Consider the following 16,299-nt stretch of genomic DNA (forward strand, 5'->3'; position numbering starts at 1 on the left):
AATGTTTAACGAAAAGGTTTTATTACACGGCAAAAATATTCCACGTTTTGAATTTATTTCTGAGAAATAATTAAATCTGCCCTATGTTCATGCCCGCCTATGCGGGCATGACATCGAGTGGGTTTTTTTGAGCCATATAACAATGCCAAAGAACGGTGGGAAGAAATAATTTTTGACTAATAGCTAAAGCTTCTCTATTATTTCCCTCAAGCACACTAATTAAATATTGGTTATGAAAAAAATTATCGGATTATTTGTTGTAATTATACTTAGTGCAATAAGTACTAGTATCTTAGCGGGTGATTATCCAAAAACAGAACGAGAGCAGAAATGGGACGAAGTAGGTTCTATAGCAGGTGAAGAAGGATTAGTTTTTAGACCGGGTAGGGTTAAGAATGAATCTACTAAAGCTGTAGGAGGTTCAGTTAATAAATATCTCTGGCAAGCAGCATTAGAGACTATAAGTGTTGCTCCTCTTGCATCAGCCGACTCAAACGGCGGTGTGATTATTACGGAATGGTATAGCCCACGTTCTAATCCTAATTTTCGATTTAAAATAAATATATTTATTAAAGACGATGTAATCAGCCCTGATTCAATCGAAGTGAAAGTATTTGAAGAAATGCTTAAAAATAAACAATGGGTACTTAATGAAAACACCTCAAATCTTGCTATCACGCTTGAAGATAAAATTTTAAGAAAAGCTAGAGAGATATATATTAATAGTGTGAGGTAATAACAGTATTGCCGTCATTGCGAGGAAATTACGGAGTAATTGACAAAGCAATCTCAGGATATTTGATGAGATTGCCGTGCAGTCTACGACTGCTCGCAATGACAATGCAGTATATAAATTAAAAAAATATGAACCAAATAGAACAAAAATGGCAGTACATTTGGCAAGAAGAAAAAGCTTTTGAGGTATCAAACGCGAGTAGCAAGCCAAAATATTACGTACTTGAAATGCTGCCTTATCCTTCCGGTAAAATCCATGTAGGTCACGTACGCAACTATTCTATAGGTGATGTTATTGCAAGGTTTATGACTATGCAAGGTTTTAATGTGCTTCATCCGATGGGCTGGGATGCTTTCGGGCTACCTGCCGAAAATGCCGCAATAAAAAATAATTCTCACCCAAAAAAATGGACATATTCTAATATCAAGAATATGAAAAAGCAGCTAAAATCTATGGGCTTTTCTTATGATTGGTCTAGAGAGATAAATAGTTGCGATCCTGAGTATTATAAACATGAGCAGAAATTCTTTTTAGAGCTTTATGAACGAAATCTTGCTTATCAAAAAGAATCATTTGTTAATTGGGATCCGGTTGATAATACTGTGCTTGCAAATGAACAAGTTGTAGACGGGCGTGGTTGGCGTTCAGGTGCAATAGTTGTAAAACGTTATTTAAAGCAATGGTTCTTAAAAATTACCGATTATGCTGAAGAATTATTAAACGAAATTCAGAATTTAAAAGAGTGGCCTGAAGCTGTTCGGTCTATGCAAGAGAAATGGATAGGTAAATCGATAGGTGCTAATTTTCATTTCAAAATTAAGGATAATGAAGAGACTACTATAGAAGTATTCTCAACCAAACCTGAAACCATTTTTGGTGCTAGCTTTATAGGAATTGCCTTTAATCATCCGATAATAGAGCGGTTAGTTTCTAAAACACCTGAAATACTCGCTTTTATAACTCAATGCTCGCATATTACAAGAAGTAGCGAACTAGAAAAGGCTGAAAAGGAAGGTGTATTTACCGGTCTTTTTGTTACTCATCCTTTTGATTCAAATATAGTTTTACCGGTTATTATTACTAATTTTGTGCTAATGGATTATGGAACTGGTGCAATATTTGGTTGCCCTGCTCATGACGAATGTGACCATGAATTAGCTGTCAAAATGAATTTATCTATTAAACAAGTAATTAAAGCAGATATGGATGTACAAAAGACCGCTTATACGGAAGATGGAATTTTAATTAATTCGGATTTTCTAAACGGCTTAACTAGTAACGAAGCAAAACAAGAAGTCATCGGAGAATTTGAGAAACTAGGCATAGGTAAACGCAGCGTAAATTATCGTCTAAAAGATTGGGGGATTTCAAGGCAGCGCTTTTGGGGATGTCCTATTCCTATGATTCACTGCGAAATTTGTGGCATAGTGCCTGTACCTTACAAAGACTTACCCGTTACTTTACCTGATGATGTCAATTTTGACGGTCACGGTAATCCGCTTGATCATCATCCTAGTTGGAAACATGTTAATTGTCCGAAATGCGATAAGCCGGCTGTGCGTGAAACCGATACTTTTGATACATTTTTTGAATCATCTTGGTATTTTACGAGATATTGCAATAGCAATGCTACAGAGATGACTGATAAAAAAGCTTGTGATTACTGGTTACCGGTCGATAAATATATAGGCGGCATTGAACATGCGGTAATGCATTTATTATATGCAAGGTTTTTCACAAAAGTAATGAACGAACAGAATTACGTAAGCGTTCGAGAGCCTTTTAAAGGGCTATTTACTCAAGGTATGGTGCTGCATGCCACTTACAAAGATGAACATAATAATTGGTTGTATCCTGAAGAAGTAGTTAAAAAGGGTAATGAATTTTTTCATAAAGAAAGCAATAATAGAGTAGTGCAGGGACGCATTGAAAAGATGAGTAAGTCTAAAAAGAATCTCATCGATCTTGAGACAATGCAAGAGCAATATGGGGCAGATGCTATTAGGCTTTTTGTACTGTCCGATAGTCCGCCTGAGAAAGATCTAGAATGGTCGGCAAGCGGTATTGAAGGCTGCTCACGTTTTATTAATAAGCTTGAGTATATGTTTAAGGCGATAGATTCTTTAAAAGATGATGTGAATAGCGAGGTTAATAAAGAGCTTAATAGGTTAGTACATTTTACAATAAAGCACGTCGCCGAAGATATAAAGCATTTTGCCCTAAACAGAGCAATAGCACGTATGCGCGAGCTTTCTAATGCTATATCTGCTGAAATATCCAAAGATAAAATTGATGTTAAAACCGTAAGGCATGGCTTTAATGTTTTAGTACAGCTACTAAATCCTTTTATCCCGCATATTACAGAAGAAATTTGGCAAAAGCTTGGCAATAAAGAGCGATTATATAATTTGTCTTTTCCTGCATTTGATGAATCAATGCTAGAGTTAGATACATATATTATGGCAGTGCAGGTTAACGGCAAACTCCGTGATACCTATGAGTTTAAAACTTCCGTAAGTGAAGATGAAATAAAGCAAGTTACCGTCAGTCTGCCAAAGGTACAAAAGTTCTTAGAAGGGAAAGAGCCGAAGAAGATTATCCTCGTTCCTCGTAAAATTGTGAATATACTCGTTTAATTTGGAAAATTGGCTACGTCGTTTTGGTAAGTCTTCGGATGCTCACGTATTAAGTATATGCTCCACTCCTCGGCTTACAGACTCCTTGCTCTTTCCAAATTAAACTGTGTCTATCTACTTTTCATTTATCAGAAGTATATTATTTTTTGAATCTGTCATCCCGTGACTTGATCGCGGGATCTAGTTTAAAATACTAAAATTATTAGTACTTTAAGTTGTTTTTAAATACCGTGGTCAAGCCGCAGTATGACACCTAGCATACTTTTATTGTATTACCACCATACTAACCCAAAAAAAAGTAGTAGTATGACCTAAAACTACCTCCTTATGTTTATCTAATGAAGCATCATAATGCTGCTGCGTCTCATTTATAAAATTACTGCAATTATTATGGTAAGTACCTTTTGAAGCACCCTTATAACTCTGATAAGATGAAGTTTCATAATGCCCCTTCTCTAAGGTAATAGTAAATATTGTTTATTAGCATTAATACTTTATCTATTATATAATTGGCTGCCTACCAAAATGCGGCAAAAACACCGCCATCAATACTTAAAGTGTCTTCTTCTGTTTCACAAGTTATAATCCTAGGATAACAGAGGTTTGCTATACTATCTAGACTTAGATTTAAATCTGACTCTGAATCTAGCACGTCTATTTTTTTTCTATTAGTCATAAAGATCCCCTTTTAGTTACTAATTAATTAAACTTTTTGTATAACTTGCGTCTAAGGGTAAATTTGTATGTCAATCCGGTACTCACATCCTTACGTATTTTTATGTATGCTGCGGTGGCAAGTGTTTCCGTGTTGTCTTCAAATTCTTCCTTATTAGCTATATTATGCAATAAGTCTATTGTAGGCTCAGTAATTTAAAAAAAATAGACTATTAAATAGTGCGCCTGATTTTATACCTGAAGTCAATAAATGGTATTAATAAATTAATGCATGAAAATATCGATTTCATTCCAACCGATAAGGTCTAAATTAGCTCTTATCGGTAAAAAACGGAAAATATCTTGGGCAAGTTCATACCTATTTTCTTTAAGTAGCATTTTTTGTAAAATATCTTTTAACTGATGCAAATAAAGCACATCTTTTGCTGCATATTCTTTTTGTTCTGAAGATAAATTATCTGCACCCCAATAGGAAGATTGTTGTTGTTTTGAAATATTGATATTAAGCAATTCTCGGCACAAATCCTTAAGCCCATGACTATCGGTATAAGTTCTAACTAGTTTTGAAGATATTTTAGTACAAAAGATATTTTCTAAATCTATACTTAAATATTTTTTTATGGATGCTAGATCAAATCTAGCAAAATGAAATATCTTACATCTAGTTTTATCTAGTAATAATGCTTTTACATTAGGAGCTGTATAATCTTGATTTGTAAAATGGACAAGATGAGCTTCACCATTGCCGTTACTAAATTGTAGCAAACATAGTTTATCTCTATGTAGATTTAGTCCCATTGTCTCGGTATCTATAGCTAGATCTCCTTCAAGTTTAAAATTATTAGGTAGGTCGTTTTGATAAATTTTTATAGTCATAAATGATTTTTAATTCCTTTGAATCAATAATGTTGTTGTGCGGATCGAAAAACGCGTTCTGTGTCATACCGTGGCTTGACCACGGTATCAAAAAAAAATAAAAAAAGACTGGATCTTGCGATCAAGTCGCGGGATTACAACAAAGTTTTGTTATTGGTGATTAAACACCTGCTCATTTGGAGCAGCTACTCCTAAAACTTTCTTTGCTTGTTCTTCTAACATATCTTTATTTAGAGATTCCGTTCGAAGTAATTTGACGTTATGCTCAAGTTCTACTCTTTCTGCTCGTAAGCCTTTTAGTTCATCATAAGCTTTTTCAAGCTGCCTATTTACTTTTAGATATGCAATAATCCCTTTGTTACCATATATGCAATGAAAAACAAAATATCCAAGCAGTAAAGCTAAAACGATATTTAAAATTATTTTTTTAGCATGATTATTTAAATGTATTATCATAAATATATCTTCATAAGAAATAATATCAGAGTGGTTAAAATAATACTATCAAATCTGTCTAGCACTCCTCCATGACCGGGTATTATATGACCGCTATCTTTAATATTAAATTTTCGCTTAAAATATGAAATAAATAAATCACTTAATTGAGCTATTAATGCTAATATACAACTAATTATAAACAAATAAATTTTATTTGAAAAATAGTAATTTTCAATATGAAAGTTTGGTATAAAACTAACTAATACCGCAACTAAACCTGCTGATAATACTCCCGTCACTAAACCGCTCCAGGTTTTTTTAGGACTAAGTTTTGGAGCAAGTTTTGCTCCTTTAAAAGTTTTGCCGCCAATCATAGCGAAAGTATCTACCGACCACATTATGCAAAAATAAAGCATAATAAGCCATCTATTGGTATCTTCCATACTTAAAAATATTAATAGGCTTATAGGAATCGGAATAATAATTAGCCCGATTAATAGATCAGGAATAGAAGAGTAGGTCATATTATACCATTCACTTAACATTCCCGTACCTACTAATATCATTAGAATATAGAATAAAGGCTTACACCATAATATAGCTATGACAAATAACGGAACTAAAACTATACCGGACAGGATTCTTAAATATATGTTTGATTTTTGTTTATCTTTTACCAAATGTTCTTTTCCTTTTTGAGTAATCATTTATAGCTTCTTGTATATCATATTTATTAAAATCAGGCCAATATTTGGGTGAGAAATATAATTCAGCATAAGCTGCTTGCCAAAGCAAGAAATTACTGATGCGATAAACCCCGCCCGGTCTTATTAATAAATCTACATCCGGCATTTCAGGATCATATAAAGCGTGTTGTATATCGCTGTCACTTACTGCTTTTTTACCGCTTGTAATAATTTTTGTGCAGGCATCAACTATTTCTTGACGACTTCCATAACTAAAAGCTATACAAAGCGTTATTTTATTATTATTTTTTGTTAATTCTATAGCATTATTTATTTGTTTTTGCAATGAGCTACTTAATAAAGTCAGTCTACCTATTACTTTTATTTTAACGCCGTTTTTATGTAAATTATTTAATTCGGTTTTTAAATAAATACTTAATAATTTTATTAAGAAATCTACTTCCGTGCTTGAGCGTTGCCAATTTTCGGAAGAGAAAGTATATAAAGTTATATAAGGTATGTTAAGGTTAAGAAACTCAGGCAGTAATTCACGAATTTTATCGGCTCCTGCTTTATGCCCTTCAGATTTTGTTAAGTTATGCTGATCTGCCCAACGAGCATTACCGTCCATTATTATTGCTAAATGTTTTATATTAGTCATTATTTTATATTTTAGATGTTGCTGCATGGATCGATTTTTCCGTCATTGCGAGCGACTGCAAGGAGTGTGGCAATCTCATGAAACAATATAAAATTTCTGAGATTGTCACGCCCTCGGCTTTGCCTATCCTTGTAATGACGATTTGGCATCTACACGGGAATGACATCGGTAGTCATATTTTAGGTATTTCGATTCTTACCGATAGCCCGCCTAAATCCTTGCTATCTTCTAAATAAATAGAGCCTTTATGATCGTTTATTATTTCTTTAGTAATAGCAAGCCCAAGCCCTACGTTACTTGCATTATCAAGCTGTCTTGCTTTATCCGATCTATAAAACGGTTTAAATACAAGGTGTGTTTCCGTATCATCTATACCGGGACCGTTATCCTCAATAATTATAGCTACGGTAGATGAATTATCTTTTGAGGATATCTTAATTTTAGTTCCATGTTTTATAGCGTTACCGATTAAATTAGACAAGGCTCTTTCAAAAGAATGTGGCTTAATGCATACTTCTAGTTTATCTAAATTAGTAGGTTTTATAAATTCAATATTTACATGTGACCATTTGTTAAAAAAACGTTCCATCCAAGGTAATAATAAAATGTCTTCAAATTCTTCTGTACTTTCACCTTTAGCAAAATCTAAATAAGAATTTATCATTTGCTGCATAGTTAATATATCTTGTTTTAACCCTTCGATTTCTTCGCTTTCTTCCATCAATTCAAGTTGTAGCTTCATTCTTGTTAAAGGAGTTCTCAGGTCATGAGAAATCATAGCAAGCATAGTGGTTTTTTTAGTAATTTGTTTTTCAATACGAGCTTTCATTTTTAAAAAAGCAAGCCCTGCTTTTCTTATTTCTAAGGCTCCTGAAGGTTTAAAATTTTTGCCTTTTAAAACACCTCGACCAAATTTATCCATGCTATCCGCAAGAGTGAGTATTGATTTAATTTGATTTTTGGAGAAAATAATAGAAACAGAAAGTAATATAACAGTTAAAGATATAATCCATAAAACAAATATATATACTGTAGGATTAAGTAGTAACTTTGCAGGAAAAGTAATATATAATACTCCATCTTTTAATTCTAAAAATACTTCAATTTTATTTTCCTTATTTAGTTTAACTATATTTTTTTCATGGATTTTTGTAGCTAAAATATTTTTGAATATAGTTAAAGGTTCACCTAATTTAGGCTGTTTTATAGATAACTTTTTATTAAGCTGAAACTGATAAGATAAATTAAGATAATTTTCCGATAAATGGGTTATCTTTCTTGAATTATTTCTATGTTCTTTAATCAATGATTCTATTTCATTGATAATAATAGTACTAGTATAATATGAAACATTATACCAATGACGATCGTAAAACAAAAATATAGCAACGATTTGTCCTATTAAAATCGGAATGATTATAATAAACATAAACCGTACAAATAATGTTCTTGGTAAAGCATATTTCAAAGAGCTTGATACAAGCGAATTTTTCAAGATTCGTCTGTGCTCACGTATTTTTATACGCTGTGTAGGCTCGCTTTTAAATTCATCTTGTCTGAAGCTCTTTGAAATATGCTGTAATAATTTAGATATAAAGTGCATAGCCCTCATTACGCACAGTTTTTAGATATTTCGGCTCTTTTGGGTTGTCTTCTATTTTGCTTCTTATTCTTGTAATTTGTACATCGATAGAACGCATACTAAGCCCTCCCATTATTTTTGACAGTTCAAAACGACTAGTAGATTTACCGGAATTTTTTATTAATATCTCAAGTAATTTTTGTTCAGTAGAGCTAAGAGATACAATTTGATTATTCTTGGTAAATTCTTTTGTATCGGAATTATAAAAATTATTGCCGAATTTAATTATATTCGTTTCTTTTGTAAAGTTATTATAATTATTGATTAAGTTATTTATCCGAAGTAATAATTCTCTCGGTTCAAAAGGTTTAGTTATATAATCAGAGGCACCGGCTTCAAGTCCTTTAACACGGTCATCGGCTTCCGATAAAGCAGTAAGCATAACTATAGGAATATTATTACCGGCATCCCTTATAGTAGTAGCAAAATCAAGCCCTGTTATTTCAGGTAACATAACATCTAAAATAATTAAATCATAATTAGAAGTTTTTAATAGATTTTTAGCTTCTATGACTGAGCTTGCCGTTGATACTAAAAACGCGTTTTTATTTAAAAATTGCTTTAAAAGTGCTAATATTCTGCTATCATCATCAACGATTAAAATATGTGCTTTGTATGTATGCATGTATACTCGTTTAATTTAAAAAAATTGTATTTCACTATTGTCATCCCGTGGCTTGACCACGGGATCTTATGTCGCAGGCTGTGTTCTGAGATCCTGCGATCAAGTCGCGGGATGAGGTTAAATACTACTGGATTCCCGCTTTCGCAGGAATGACATAAGAACTACGGCCGTATAGCTCATGACGATTGACAATACTTTAATATAAATATAGGTTAATGACAATGGTAAAACTAGAGCAAATTTTTTGGCATGTTTGGATTAACGGTGATTTAGTTCCTTATCAATTTGCAAGGATTCATGTTTTGACTCATAGCCTGCATTATTCAGGATCGGTATTTGAGGGTGAGAGAGCTTATAACGGCAAAGTTTTTAAACTAAAAGAACATACGGCAAGATTAATAAAATCAGCAGAAGCATTAGGTTTGAAAGTACCTTATAATGTAGACGAGATAATAAAGGCTCATGAATGTGTAATAAAACAAAATAATATTAAGGATGCATATATAAGACCGCTTATTTGGTGCGGAGACGAGTCGCTAAATATCACTAATCAGTATTTATCTACTAATCTTTTGATTGCCGGTATTCCATCTATGCCGAGGTCTTTTGAGAAAGGTATAAATTTGCATGTAAGCCGCTGGCGTAAAGCAATGCCTGATAGCACCCCGGTACAATCTAAATCCGCCGCTCAATATAATATGGCAATAACGAGTAAAAAAGAAGCTAAGGCTCTTGGCTATGAGGATGCATTATTACTTGATTATGAAGGGTATATTGCTGAATGCACTACAACAAATATTTTCTTTGTTAAAGATAAAATATTATATACTCCAATTGCCGATAGGTTTTTAAACGGTATAACAAGACAGACTATTATTGAAATTGCAAAAGATTTAGGTCTAGAAGTAAAAGAAGAGCGTTTAAAATTAGAGCAAATAGAGGATTTTACCGGATGTTTTGTTACAGGCACGGCAATTGAGGTACAAAATATTGATTCTATAGATCTTGGCAATAAAAAGATTATTTTTGATGATCATAAAATTGCAGATCGCTTGAAAGAAGAGTATAGGCGTGTTGTTAGGGAGTAGAAGAAACGTCATTGCGAGGAGGTATTGCCTGTGTATATGGATACCGAGTCGTCATTGCGAGCAGTCGTAGACTGCGTGGCAATCTCATGAAATAATAACAAACTCCTGAGATTGCTTCGTCGAATTACTACGTAATTCTTCTCGCAATGACGATTTAATAAGTTAAACAATTAAAATCAAAAAAATCATGCATAACATATTTAAAGGTTTAATTACCGCACTTATAACACCTTTTAAAGATAATAAGTTAGACTTATATGCTTTAGAGAGAATTGTAAAACATCAAATAAAGCATGAAGTCGATGCAGTATTAATTGCAGGTTCAACGGGAGAAAGTAGTAGTTTAAGTTTTGAAGAATATAAATTATTACTGCAAACTAGCGTAGAAATCGTTAATAAGTGTATTCCTATAATAAGCGGGTGTTCATCAAATAATACTACTTATGCAAGAGCACTTGCAGCGGAATCTACAAAAATCGGCGTAGATGGTTTTATGGCTAGTCCACCATCTTATGTCAAACCTACCCAACACGGGATTTATAAGCATTTTGAAGCATTGCATGAAGCGTGTAATCTACCTATTATGTTATATTCAGCTCCAACTAGAAGCGGAGTAGATTTTTCTGATGAGACAATATTGAGACTTAGCAAGCTACCGCGTATTTTAGCATTAAAAGATTGTGGTGTAGATTTAGAACGTCCATTGCGGATCAGAGCAACAGTTAAAAAGGATTTCAATATTTTAACCGGTAATGATGAAGTAGTCTTAGCTTTTAACGCTCAAGGTGGGGTGGGGTGGACTTCTGTAGCCTCTAATATTGTTCCTAATATATGTAAAGAGCTATTAGAAAAGTGGAATAAGAATGATACTAAAGGAGCATTAGAAATCCATCAGAAATTACTACCTTTATATACAGCATTATTTGTAGAATCTAATCCGATTCCGATAAAATATGCTGCACATTATTTAGGTTTATGTGAAAATGAAATTAGACCCCCATTAACTGAAGCAAGCGATAGTGCCAAAAAACAAATTGAAAACATCATAACATCACTATCTATAAAAATATGACTGAATATAAGAAAGTTATTGCACAAAATAAGAAAGCCCTTTTTAATTATTTTATTGAAGAAAGATTAGAAGCGGGTATTGTATTAAAGGGTAGTGAAGTACGGTCTCTGCGTCAGGGCAAAGCTTCTATAGAAGAAAGTCATGCGGCAGATACCAGACATGAGGTATTTTTGTATAACTGCCATATTGCAGAATATGAAAAAGCGAATAGATTTAATCATGCTACTCGTAGACCGCGTAAATTATTGTTGCATACTAAAGAGATAAAGAAAATTATCGGTAGAATTAGAATAAAAGGCTATACGCTAGTAGCTCTTTCTATGTATTTTAATAAAAAAAATAAAGTGAAAGTTGAACTTGGTATTGCTAAAGGTAAGAAATTACATGATAAAAGAGAGTCAATTAAAGAAAAAGACTGGAAAAGAGATCAGAGCAGATTAATAAGACAGAAGTAATGGACTTTGCTACACCGGAGACAAGCCGGCTTTGTTACATAGCTCGTTTTATGTCATTCCCGCTTTCGCGGGAATGACATATAGAATTACTTAGACTTTAGGAAGATATAAAATTTTAAAAAAGGTATTTATGCAGCATATTATAGGTAAAATATTAGTTATATTTATAGTTATAATAGGAGTTTTATTTGTTTTCAAAACAATGAAAACTTATTCTACAAATCCGGTTTCCGTTGAGGTTAAACAAAGCGAAGATGCAAGAAAATGTGAAGAGGAAAGAGTACAAGAAATAATCAAAGATTATTTGCTTAAAACTCCGGAAATAATAATAGAATCAATAGAAGGGTTGCAAAAACGTAAAGTACAGGAAAATGAGACTAAAGTTAATAACTATATAAAAGATAATAAGTTAAGTATTGAAGATAGCACAAGTTTTCCTGTTATAGGAAATAAAGACGGTGATGTAACAATAATTGCTTTTTATGATTACAATTGTTCTTATTGTAAAAAAGGCGATGTTTCTATAAATGAATTATTGCAAAACGATCCAAAAGTTAAAGTTGTATTACGACCGCTTCCTATCCTTGGAGATGTTTCCGAATATCTTGCAAGAATAGTTTTAGCCGTTTATAAGGTTAATCCAAGTAAATTCAAAGCTGTTCATGATGAATTAATAAAAATAAGAGATGTTTCTAAGGAATCTATAAAAGAATTATTAACTGAGAGTGGCTTAAATGCTACGGAAATTGAAGAAATTGCCGATAGTAATGAGATTAAAGATTTAATTACTCAAAATATGAAAATAGCTAGAGGTCTTAGAATTCAAGGAGTACCTGCGTATATAATCGATTCAAAGTTAATACCTGGGTTAATAGATTTCCCACAATTACTAAATATAGTTAAAGAAATTAGGGGTAATTAAGAGTTCTTAAGAATTGTTGCGTAGACCAGTAAATGCTTTTTATGTTATTCCCGTGAAAGCATTGTTGCATGGATACCAAATCATCATTGCGAGGAGCGAAGCGACGTGGCAATCTTGTCAAGTATCCTGAAATTGCTTCGTCAATTAGTTACGTAATTTCCTCGCAATGAGGACCTTCAGTCTTCACGCAACAAGGCCTAGTAGGAATGACAGCAATTGCTCTTGAATAACTTTAGCCTTTATTTAGTAAATCTAACATAGTTTTACCGATATCGGCAGGGGATCTAGTGATAATTACGCCGGCACTTTGTAGAGCTTCAAGCTTATCTTCGGCACTTCCTGTTCTTCCGACAATAATGGCTCCGGCATGTCCCATTCTTTTACCTGGAGGTGCTGTAATACCTGCAATAAAGCTTACTATAGGTTTCTTGATTTTTGACTGCTTGATAAACTCAGCTGCATCTTCTTCTGCATTACCGCCAATTTCACCGATCATAATAATTGCTTTTGTTTCATCATCTTTCAAAAACATCTCAATACAATCAACAAAATTAGTGCCGTTAACAGGATCGCCGCCTATACCGATACACGTAGATTGTCCAAGTCCTACTGCTGTTGTCTGTGCTACTGCTTCATAAGTTAGAGTACCTGATCTTGAAACAATACCTATTGTTCCTCTTTTATGAATATGTCCAGGCATAATACCGATTTTACATTCACCCGGTGTGATAACTCCAGGGCAGTTAGGACCAATTAATCTAGTTTTAGAACCGACTAAAGCACGTTTTACTTTCACCATATCAAGCACCGGAATTCCTTCCGTTATACATACTACTACTTCAATTTCAGCATCGATTGCTTCTAATATCGAATCAGCGGCAAAGCCGGGCGGAACATATATAACGCTTGCATTTGCACCGGTTTTTGCTTTTGCTTCATGTACGGTATTATATACAGGTAAATCAAGGTGAGTATGACCGCCTTTGCCGGGTGTAACACCGCCAACCATGTTAGTGCCGTACGCTATCGCTTGTTCAGAGTGAAAAGTTCCTTGTAAACCAGTAAAACCCTGACAGATAACTTGTGTTTTTTTATTTATTAATATTGCCATGTTAAATAATGTTTATTGTTTTTATTTTACTTTGATATCATCCCGCGACTTGATCGCGTGATCCAGTCCTTTTTTAATTTTTTTATGGATACTGTGGTCAAGCCACGGTATGACACTGAACTGGTTTTTCGAGCTATACAACAAGGTCAATGCCTGTATAGCTCATGACGGTTATCTACCGTATCGCTTCAACTATTTTATTTGCCGCATCTGCTAAATCATGTGCCGGTATTATTGCTAAACCGGAATTTGATAAAATTTCTTCGCCTTTTTCAACGTTTGTACCGGCTAAACGAACTACTAACGGTACTTTTATACCTATGTCTTTTGCAGCGGCAATAATCCCTTCTGCTATAATATCACAACGCATGATACCGCCGAAAATATTAACTAGAATCCCTTGTACTTCTTTATCAGATAAAATTATTTTTAAAGCTTCTTTTACACGCTCACGATCAGCTCCACCACCGACATCCAAGAAATTAGCAGGCGAAGCACCGTAAAGTTTAATAATATCCATAGTGGCCATGGCAAGACCGGCACCGTTAACCATACAACCGATATTACCGTCCATTTTTACATAGCTAAGTCCTGCATTTGCGGCTCTAGTTTCTAGAGGATCTTCTTCATCATGATCACGCATTGCCGTAATATTCGGATGCCGAAATAAGCCGTTATCGTCAAAAGTAATTTTTGCATCTAAAGCTAATAAGTTCCCGTCGCTATTTACAATTAATGGGTTGATTTCAATTTGTGTTGCATCGGTTTCAATAAAAGCATTATAGACTGATTTTACTATTTCTTTCATCTGTTTAGCTTGGTTATCCTTAAAGCCTAACTCATAAGCTATGCCTCGCATATGAAAATCTTGTAAACCGGTTGCAGGATCAACGGAAAATTTAATAATTTTGTCCGGAGTTTTTTCTGCTACTGCTTCAATATCAATTCCTCCTTCTGTAGAAGCTATAAAAGTAATACAGCTAGCCGATCTATCAAATACTATACTAAAATAATATTCTTTTAAAATATCACAACCTGATTCGATATAAAGACGGTTTACTTTTTGTCCTTGAGGTCCTGTTTGATGCGTTACTAAATTAATACCAAACATGTCATGAGCAACTTTTTTGGCTTCTTCTTTACTCTTAACAACCTTAACACCGCCTGCTTTACCTCTACCGCCGGCATGTATTTGTGCTTTAACCACATATACTTCCGTATTTAATTTATCTATGGTTTCATTAATCTTTTCGGTTTTCGTAACAACTAGCCCGGTGGAAGTAGGTACGCCGTATTTTCTTAAAATCTCTTTTGCTTGATATTCATGAATATTCATTTTAAATAATTTATTTAAATTGCTATTAATTTTTATGGATAAGATGCATTTTTAACTTCTCTTACTAGGTCTTTATCAAAAGTGATAAACTTATTAGCACTATTGACTTCTCCTTCTGCAATAATTATATAATCGGCAAAGTCTGCTTTACCTTTAATATATTGCTCAGTAGCTGATATTATTATGTCTTGATGCCCAATGATAAAGCCGGAATTATCAATAAGATTGATTACTGTTTCATAAATTTCCTGGCGAGTAAATTTATTTACTTTTAGCACCCATACAAATTCAAGTAATGCATATGATGCAATAAAAATCTTACTAGTGATGTTATTTTTTAAGAAATTTTGAGCTGCTTTACCTTGTATTTTATCATCTTCAAGAAAAGTACGAGTTAAGATATTAGTGTCAATTCCTATCATTTTCGATAACCGCAATACTAATAGCTTCATCTACATCCACCGGACCGTTTTTAGCTTTATGTTTACCTTTACCAAAAAAGCTATAGATATCTTTGTTTATGGGAAGCAATTCTAATGTTTCATTTTTTTTGTAGTTAATTATTAACTCAGAGCCTGAATGTAAACCAAGTTTATTTCTTATATATTTAGGTATAACTACCTGTTTCGATGAGATTACTACTCTGGCACTTTTACTCATAATACTAATATAGTAAGTTATATGATCTTACTTTGTATATAAAACACAATGTATTATATGTCAATAAGTTTATAATGAGGTTACTCATTCACTATCCTCTTTGAATACGTTATCTTTCCTAATAAAGTGATGATATAATGCAGCTAGTATATCAAAATAATTAAAGCAGTAAATAAGCAGCATTTTTATAGATTTTTTTAAAGATTTTGGCAAATTGTAAATCTGGAGCAAAAGAATTTATAGTAAACAAACCATAAAAATCAATATGATGGTTTGATAAAATAGTTATTAGAAAGCCGCTTATCGGCATTAATAACATTAAAAGCTATAGCAAATGTATATTAATATTAGCGGCTTTTTTTGCCAATTCGGCATATCTTCCGGTAGCAAAACATTAGCATTATAGAATTTCCATAAAAGCCTTATTATTACTAAAGATAAAACAACTATACCGGTTGCTTCATGTATCCCGTATAATTGCCATTTTAAAGGAAGTTCTAAGAAATTATCCATTAAGACACCGACAACGAGCATTACTATAACTATAATGCTCATGATCCAGTGAAAAAGTTTTGCAATTAAGCCGTAAGAATTTTCAGTATTTGTAAGTAGCATGATAATACTCAAACTTACTTAATGTCATTGTCGCTCTTCTGTGTCATTTTCCTGCGAAAGCAGGA

General features: G+C 33.2%; 20 protein-coding genes and 1 pseudogene. 7 read left to right on the forward strand and 14 right to left on the reverse strand.

Features of this window, described 5'->3' with window-relative positions; all coding sequences use genetic code 11:
* Position 1: 1 nt before the first annotated feature.
* From RC_RS10785 to leuS, 3 genes are all read left to right on the forward strand, one after another.
* Positions 2-70 (forward strand): hypothetical protein, encoded by a 69-nt coding sequence (locus RC_RS10785; protein ID WP_231839134.1) that lies wholly within the window; start codon positions 2-4, stop codon positions 68-70.
* A 162-nt stretch (positions 71-232) separates the two neighbouring features.
* A complete protein-coding gene (locus tag RC_RS02965; RefSeq protein ID WP_016830755.1) occupies positions 233-736 on the forward strand; it encodes a DUF3576 domain-containing protein in 504 nt (167 codons plus the stop codon).
* A 128-nt stretch (positions 737-864) separates the two neighbouring features.
* Positions 865-3,372, forward strand: a complete 2,508-nt coding sequence (leuS, locus tag RC_RS02970) for a leucine--tRNA ligase (protein ID WP_010977219.1) — start codon at positions 865-867, stop codon at positions 3,370-3,372.
* Here leuS and RC_RS10245 read toward each other — a convergent pair.
* The 8 genes and pseudogenes from RC_RS10245 to RC_RS03000 all read right to left on the reverse strand — a co-directional run.
* Positions 3,369-3,465 (reverse strand): annotated as a pseudogene (locus RC_RS10245) (palindromic element RPE5 domain-containing protein); the annotation flags it as partial. The gene leuS and the pseudogene RC_RS10245 sit on opposite strands and share 4 nt — an antisense overlap.
* A gap of 424 nt (positions 3,466-3,889) precedes the next feature.
* Complete coding sequence (locus tag RC_RS09615) at positions 3,890-4,048, reverse strand: hypothetical protein (protein ID WP_010977220.1); 159 nt, start codon at positions 4,046-4,048, stop codon at positions 3,890-3,892.
* Positions 4,049-4,311: 263 nt separating this feature from the next.
* Complete coding sequence (locus RC_RS02975; RefSeq protein ID WP_004995765.1) at positions 4,312-4,923, reverse strand: ribonuclease D; 612 nt, start codon at positions 4,921-4,923, stop codon at positions 4,312-4,314.
* A 150-nt stretch (positions 4,924-5,073) separates the two neighbouring features.
* Positions 5,074-5,379, reverse strand: a complete 306-nt coding sequence (locus RC_RS02980) for an FtsB family cell division protein (RefSeq protein WP_004995762.1) — start codon at positions 5,377-5,379, stop codon at positions 5,074-5,076.
* Positions 5,376-6,068 carry a phosphatidate cytidylyltransferase gene (locus RC_RS02985; protein ID WP_010977221.1) on the reverse strand — a complete coding sequence of 231 codons (693 nt, stop codon included), beginning with the start codon at positions 6,066-6,068 and terminating at the stop codon, positions 5,376-5,378. Before RC_RS02985 ends, RC_RS02980 begins: the two co-directional genes overlap by 4 nt.
* A complete protein-coding gene (uppS, locus tag RC_RS02990; RefSeq protein ID WP_010977222.1) occupies positions 6,028-6,735 on the reverse strand; it encodes a polyprenyl diphosphate synthase in 708 nt (235 codons plus the stop codon). Before uppS ends, RC_RS02985 begins: the two co-directional genes overlap by 41 nt.
* Positions 6,736-6,880: 145 nt before the next feature.
* Positions 6,881-8,311, reverse strand: coding sequence for a palindromic element RPE3 domain-containing protein (locus RC_RS02995; RefSeq protein WP_201763728.1), 1,431 nt, complete (start codon positions 8,309-8,311; stop codon positions 6,881-6,883).
* Positions 8,295-8,975 (reverse strand): response regulator transcription factor, encoded by a 681-nt coding sequence (locus RC_RS03000; protein WP_010977225.1) that lies wholly within the window; start codon positions 8,973-8,975, stop codon positions 8,295-8,297. The genes RC_RS02995 and RC_RS03000 overlap by 17 nt, the downstream gene beginning before the upstream one ends.
* Positions 8,976-9,190: 215 nt before the next feature.
* Between RC_RS03000 and RC_RS03005 the strand changes: the two genes are divergently transcribed.
* From RC_RS03005 to RC_RS03020, 4 genes are all read left to right on the forward strand, one after another.
* On the forward strand, positions 9,191-10,063 hold the full coding sequence (locus tag RC_RS03005) for a branched-chain amino acid transaminase (protein ID WP_010977226.1): 873 nt from the start codon (positions 9,191-9,193) through the stop codon (positions 10,061-10,063).
* A gap of 187 nt (positions 10,064-10,250) precedes the next feature.
* Positions 10,251-11,135, forward strand: a complete 885-nt coding sequence (dapA, locus tag RC_RS03010; RefSeq protein WP_004995750.1) for a 4-hydroxy-tetrahydrodipicolinate synthase — start codon at positions 10,251-10,253, stop codon at positions 11,133-11,135.
* Positions 11,132-11,590: an SsrA-binding protein SmpB gene (smpB, locus tag RC_RS03015; protein ID WP_010977227.1), complete on the forward strand. Its 459-nt coding sequence runs from the start codon at positions 11,132-11,134 to the stop codon at positions 11,588-11,590. Before dapA ends, smpB begins: the two co-directional genes overlap by 4 nt.
* 130 nt (positions 11,591-11,720) lie before the next feature.
* Complete coding sequence (locus RC_RS03020) at positions 11,721-12,512, forward strand: DsbA family protein (RefSeq protein ID WP_010977228.1); 792 nt, start codon at positions 11,721-11,723, stop codon at positions 12,510-12,512.
* 232 nt (positions 12,513-12,744) lie between these two features.
* Here RC_RS03020 and sucD read toward each other — a convergent pair whose 3' ends face one another.
* From sucD to RC_RS03050, 6 genes are all read right to left on the reverse strand, one after another.
* Positions 12,745-13,623, reverse strand: coding sequence for a succinate--CoA ligase subunit alpha (gene sucD, locus RC_RS03025; protein WP_010977229.1), 879 nt, complete (start codon positions 13,621-13,623; stop codon positions 12,745-12,747).
* A gap of 175 nt (positions 13,624-13,798) precedes the next feature.
* Positions 13,799-14,959 (reverse strand): ADP-forming succinate--CoA ligase subunit beta, encoded by a 1,161-nt coding sequence (gene sucC, locus RC_RS03030; protein WP_010977230.1) that lies wholly within the window; start codon positions 14,957-14,959, stop codon positions 13,799-13,801.
* 32 nt (positions 14,960-14,991) lie between these two features.
* Positions 14,992-15,381, reverse strand: coding sequence for a PIN domain-containing protein (locus RC_RS03035; RefSeq protein ID WP_041471723.1), 390 nt, complete (start codon positions 15,379-15,381; stop codon positions 14,992-14,994).
* A complete protein-coding gene (locus tag RC_RS03040) occupies positions 15,368-15,619 on the reverse strand; it encodes an AbrB/MazE/SpoVT family DNA-binding domain-containing protein (protein ID WP_010977232.1) in 252 nt (83 codons plus the stop codon). Before RC_RS03040 ends, RC_RS03035 begins: the two co-directional genes overlap by 14 nt.
* A 160-nt stretch (positions 15,620-15,779) precedes the next feature.
* Positions 15,780-15,938, reverse strand: a complete 159-nt coding sequence (locus RC_RS10250; RefSeq protein WP_016770139.1) for a hypothetical protein — start codon at positions 15,936-15,938, stop codon at positions 15,780-15,782.
* Complete coding sequence (locus tag RC_RS03050; RefSeq protein ID WP_014410684.1) at positions 15,938-16,234, reverse strand: cytochrome b; 297 nt, start codon at positions 16,232-16,234, stop codon at positions 15,938-15,940. The genes RC_RS10250 and RC_RS03050 overlap by 1 nt, the downstream gene beginning before the upstream one ends.
* Positions 16,235-16,299 lie beyond the last annotated feature (65 nt).

It is taken from the genome of Rickettsia conorii str. Malish 7, assembly GCF_000007025.1.
Classification (GTDB): Bacteria; Pseudomonadota; Alphaproteobacteria; order Rickettsiales; family Rickettsiaceae; genus Rickettsia; species Rickettsia rickettsii.

Bases quoted from the DNA above. Each gene is read 5' to 3' on its own strand.
- RC_RS02965 (WP_016830755.1), top strand. From the start codon at position 233: ATGAAAAAAATTATCGGATTATTTGTTGTAATTATACTTAGTGCAATA.
- leuS (WP_010977219.1), top strand. From the start codon at position 865: ATGAACCAAATAGAACAAAAATGGCAGTACATTTGGCAAGAAGAAAAA.
- RC_RS09615 (WP_010977220.1), bottom strand. From the start codon at position 4,048: ATGACTAATAGAAAAAAAATAGACGTGCTAGATTCAGAGTCAGATTTA.
- RC_RS02975 (WP_004995765.1), bottom strand. From the start codon at position 4,923: ATGACTATAAAAATTTATCAAAACGACCTACCTAATAATTTTAAACTT.
- RC_RS02980 (WP_004995762.1), bottom strand. From the start codon at position 5,379: ATGATAATACATTTAAATAATCATGCTAAAAAAATAATTTTAAATATC.
- RC_RS02985 (WP_010977221.1), bottom strand. From the start codon at position 6,068: ATGATTACTCAAAAAGGAAAAGAACATTTGGTAAAAGATAAACAAAAA.
- uppS (WP_010977222.1), bottom strand. From the start codon at position 6,735: ATGCAGCAACATCTAAAATATAAAATAATGACTAATATAAAACATTTA.
- RC_RS02995 (WP_201763728.1), bottom strand. From the start codon at position 8,311: ATGCACTTTATATCTAAATTATTACAGCATATTTCAAAGAGCTTCAGA.
- RC_RS03000 (WP_010977225.1), bottom strand. From the start codon at position 8,975: ATGCATACATACAAAGCACATATTTTAATCGTTGATGATGATAGCAGA.
- RC_RS03005 (WP_010977226.1), top strand. From the start codon at position 9,191: ATGACAATGGTAAAACTAGAGCAAATTTTTTGGCATGTTTGGATTAAC.
- dapA (WP_004995750.1), top strand. From the start codon at position 10,251: ATGCATAACATATTTAAAGGTTTAATTACCGCACTTATAACACCTTTT.
- smpB (WP_010977227.1), top strand. From the start codon at position 11,132: ATGACTGAATATAAGAAAGTTATTGCACAAAATAAGAAAGCCCTTTTT.
- RC_RS03020 (WP_010977228.1), top strand. From the start codon at position 11,721: ATGCAGCATATTATAGGTAAAATATTAGTTATATTTATAGTTATAATA.
- sucD (WP_010977229.1), bottom strand. From the start codon at position 13,623: ATGGCAATATTAATAAATAAAAAAACACAAGTTATCTGTCAGGGTTTT.
- sucC (WP_010977230.1), bottom strand. From the start codon at position 14,959: ATGAATATTCATGAATATCAAGCAAAAGAGATTTTAAGAAAATACGGC.
- RC_RS03035 (WP_041471723.1), bottom strand. From the start codon at position 15,381: ATGATAGGAATTGACACTAATATCTTAACTCGTACTTTTCTTGAAGAT.
- RC_RS03040 (WP_010977232.1), bottom strand. From the start codon at position 15,619: ATGAGTAAAAGTGCCAGAGTAGTAATCTCATCGAAACAGGTAGTTATA.
- RC_RS10250 (WP_016770139.1), bottom strand. From the start codon at position 15,938: ATGTTATTAATGCCGATAAGCGGCTTTCTAATAACTATTTTATCAAAC.
- RC_RS03050 (WP_014410684.1), bottom strand. From the start codon at position 16,234: ATGCTACTTACAAATACTGAAAATTCTTACGGCTTAATTGCAAAACTT.